A 2,974-nucleotide genomic window follows, 5' to 3' on the forward strand; every position below is an offset into this window, starting at 1 on the left:
CGCGCCGCCGCCGGCCAACGCGACGAGCGCCAACGCCGACAGCCACGGCAGCAGGTCCGCCCCGGAACGCTCCTGCCGGCTCGGCGGCAGGGCACCCCGGGCGAGCACCTCCACCGACCAGGTCCGGGTCGCCGCCCACGCGGCCAGGCCCGCGCCGGCCAGGCAGAGCAGCACGGCGTACGTCAGCTCGCGCCGGCCGGTCGACGGGCCGTCGGTCGCCGTCGTCGCGGTGGCACCGGTGCCGCTCACCGGGCCGGTCGCAGGGTCTCGGCGGCGGCGATGGCGGCCAGCACGGCGGCGGCCTTGTTCCGGGTCTCCTGGTCCTCGGCGGCCGGATCGGAATCGGCCACCACCCCCGCCCCGGCCTGCACGTACGCCCGGCCGTCGCGGATCAGCGCGGTCCGGATCGCGATCGCCATGTCGAGGTCGCCGCCGAACCCGAAGTAGCCCACGGTGCCGCCGTAGAGACCCCGGCGGACCGGCTCCAACCCCTCGATGATCTCCATGGCCCGGACCTTCGGCGCACCGGACAGGGTGCCGGCGGGGAACGTCGCGGCCAGCGCGTCGAAGGCCGTCCGGTCGTCGCGCAGGGTGCCCACCACCGTGGAGACGATGTGCATCACGTGGCTGTACCGCTCGATGGTGGCGAACTCCGGCACCTGCACGGTGCCCGGCCGGCAGACCCGGCCCAGGTCGTTGCGGCCCAGGTCGACCAGCATCACGTGCTCGGCCCGTTCCTTCGGGTCGGCCAGCAGTTCGGTGGCGAGCCGGGCGTCGGCCACCGGGGTGGCCCCGCGCGGCCGGGTGCCGGCGATCGGGTGCAGCATCGCCCGACGCCGACCGTCGGTGTCGGCGTTGACCTTGAGGTGCGCCTCCGGGGACGAGCCGACGATGTCGAACCCGTCGAAGCGGAGCAGGTACATGTACGGGCTCGGGTTGGTCGTCCGCAGCACCCGGTAGACGTCCAGCGGATCGGCGTCGGTGGCCCGCTCGAACCGCTGGGCCAGCACGATCTGGAAGCACTCGCCGGCCCGGATCGCCTCCTTGGCCGCCTCGACCGCCTTCGGGTAGCCGCCGTCCGGGGTCCGGCTGACCACGTCACCGGCCGGTGGCCGGCCCACCGTCGAGATCATGGGCGGAATCGGTCGGGACAGCGCGGTGGTCATCGCGTCGAGCCGTCCCACCGCGTGGTGGTAGGCGGCGGTGACCCGCTCGGCCCGGTCCGGGTCATCCAGCGGCGGCAGCACCGCGTTGGCGACCAGGATCGCCGACCCGTCGTAGTGGTCCAGCACCACCAGGTCGGTGGCGAGCATCATGCCCAGCTCCGGCAGCCCCAGGTCGTCCTCGGTCAGCTCGGGCAGCCGCTCGAACCGGCGGATCAGGTCGTACCCCAGGTAGCCCACCATGCCGCCGGTCAGCGGCGGCAGGCCGGCGGCCGGGTCCGGCGTCCCACCGGCGAGCGCCGCGACGGTCTCCCGCAGCACGTGCACCGGGTCGCCGGAGACCGGCACGCCGGCCGGCGGGGTGCCGGTCCACTGCGCGACGCCGTCCCGTTCGACCAGGGTGGCGCTGCTGCGCACCCCGATGAACGAGTAGCGCGACCAGGCCATGCCGGCCGAGCCGACACCCTGCTCGGCGGACTCCAGCAGGAAGGTGCCCGGCCCGCCGGCCAGCTTGCGGTAGACCCCCACCGGGGTCTCCGCGTCGGCCAGCAGCCGACGGGTCACCGGCACCACCCGCCACCGGGCCGCCGCCTCGACGAAGCCCGCCAGGTCGGGGCTGAGCGCACCGTCGGTCACCGCTGGACCTCCTGACGGGTGACCGGGAGTTCGGTGAAGAAGCAGGTGCGCTCGCCGGTGTGGCAGGCCGCGCCGACCTGGTCCACGCCGACCAGCAGCGCGTCGCCGTCGCAGTCCAGGGCCACCGAGCGGACGTACTGGTGGTGGCCGGAGGTGGCGCCCTTGACCCAGTACTCCTGCCGGCTACGCGACCAGTAGGTGGCCCGGCCGGTGGTGAGGGTGCGGTGCAGCGCCTCGTCGTCCATCCAGGCGACCATCAGCACCTCACCGGTGTCGTGCTGGCGCACGACCGCGGCGACCAGGCCGTCCGGGGTGCGGCGCAGCCGGGCGGCGACGGCCGGGTCGAGACGGGAGGGGCGGACCGCGCCGCCGGGTCCGCCGTCGCGGGGGGAAGAGTCAGGTACGGGCACAGTTACCGATTGTCCCGCACGCGGCGCGGGCACCTGCGAGCCGTCCCCGACCGCCCGGGACAGCTGGGCGACGTACCGCTCCAGCCGGCCGTCGCACAGGGCGCGGGCGAGGTCCGGGCCGGCGGTCTCGGCGACCCGGTCGGCGTACGGGCGCACCAGCGGGAGCACCCCGCTGACCAGGCGGGCGGCGGCCACCCCGACCTCGCCGGTGCCGCCGGGGCGTACCCCCAGGCAGAGCAGCATGTCGTCGCGGTAGCCCGGGGGCGCGACCGGCAGGTCCAGGGCGGCGGCGAAGGCGGCCCGGCGGGACGCCACCCGCACCCCCGGGTTGGCCGGGCGCAGCACGGACGGGCAGAGCCGGGCCAGGTCGGCGGCGGCCAGCCGGACGCCGAGCGGGTCGTCGGCGGCCAGCGCCCCGGCCACCTTGCCGAGGGTGGCCACCAGTTCCTCCAGGCGGGGCTGGTCGGCGGGCTGGCAGAGCACCGGCAGGTCGATCCGGCGACGCCAGGTCGGGTCGGCCCAGAGCAGCCGGGTGGGGGTGGTCACCGGCAGCCCGAACGCCCAGTCGGCGGGTTCGCCGAGCCGGTCGACCCAGGTGCGGACGTCCCGGGCGGCCACCGACACGTGCACGATCCGCCCGTCGACCTCGGCCAGGTAGGCCCGGCGGGTCCACCGCGTCGACCTGCCGGATGAGCGTGGTCACCGTCGTGGCCAGTTCCTCGCCGTCCCAGGGCCACAGCACCCCCCGCCGCTTCGGGCTGCTGG

Annotated in this window: 3 protein-coding genes and 1 pseudogene; all 4 read right to left on the reverse strand. The window is 76.0% G+C overall.

All coding sequences use genetic code 11. The annotated features are described in order from the left end of the window. Window positions 1-249: Trp biosynthesis-associated membrane protein (locus H1A17_RS33875; RefSeq protein WP_194823796.1), on the reverse strand; the 249-nt coding region annotated here is incomplete at its 3' end. Then, window positions 246-1,799 carry an anthranilate synthase component I gene (locus H1A17_RS33880; RefSeq protein WP_145920948.1) on the reverse strand — a complete coding sequence of 518 codons (1,554 nt, stop codon included), beginning with the start codon at window positions 1,797-1,799 and terminating at the stop codon, window positions 246-248. The genes H1A17_RS33880 and H1A17_RS33875, both read right to left, overlap by 4 nt. Then, complete coding sequence (gene hisI, locus H1A17_RS34975; protein ID WP_375372857.1) at window positions 1,796-2,242, reverse strand: phosphoribosyl-AMP cyclohydrolase; 447 nt, start codon at window positions 2,240-2,242, stop codon at window positions 1,796-1,798. Before hisI ends, H1A17_RS33880 begins: the two co-directional genes overlap by 4 nt. 126 nt (window positions 2,243-2,368) lie before the next feature. Continuing rightward, window positions 2,369-2,839, reverse strand: a pseudogene (locus H1A17_RS35745) (phosphoribosyl-AMP cyclohydrolase); the annotation flags it as partial. Window positions 2,840-2,974 lie beyond the last annotated feature (135 nt).

Origin of the sequence: Micromonospora sp. S-DT3-3-22, from assembly GCF_015354745.1 — a bacterium.
Classification (GTDB): domain Bacteria; phylum Actinomycetota; class Actinomycetes; order Mycobacteriales; family Micromonosporaceae; genus Micromonospora; species Micromonospora wenchangensis.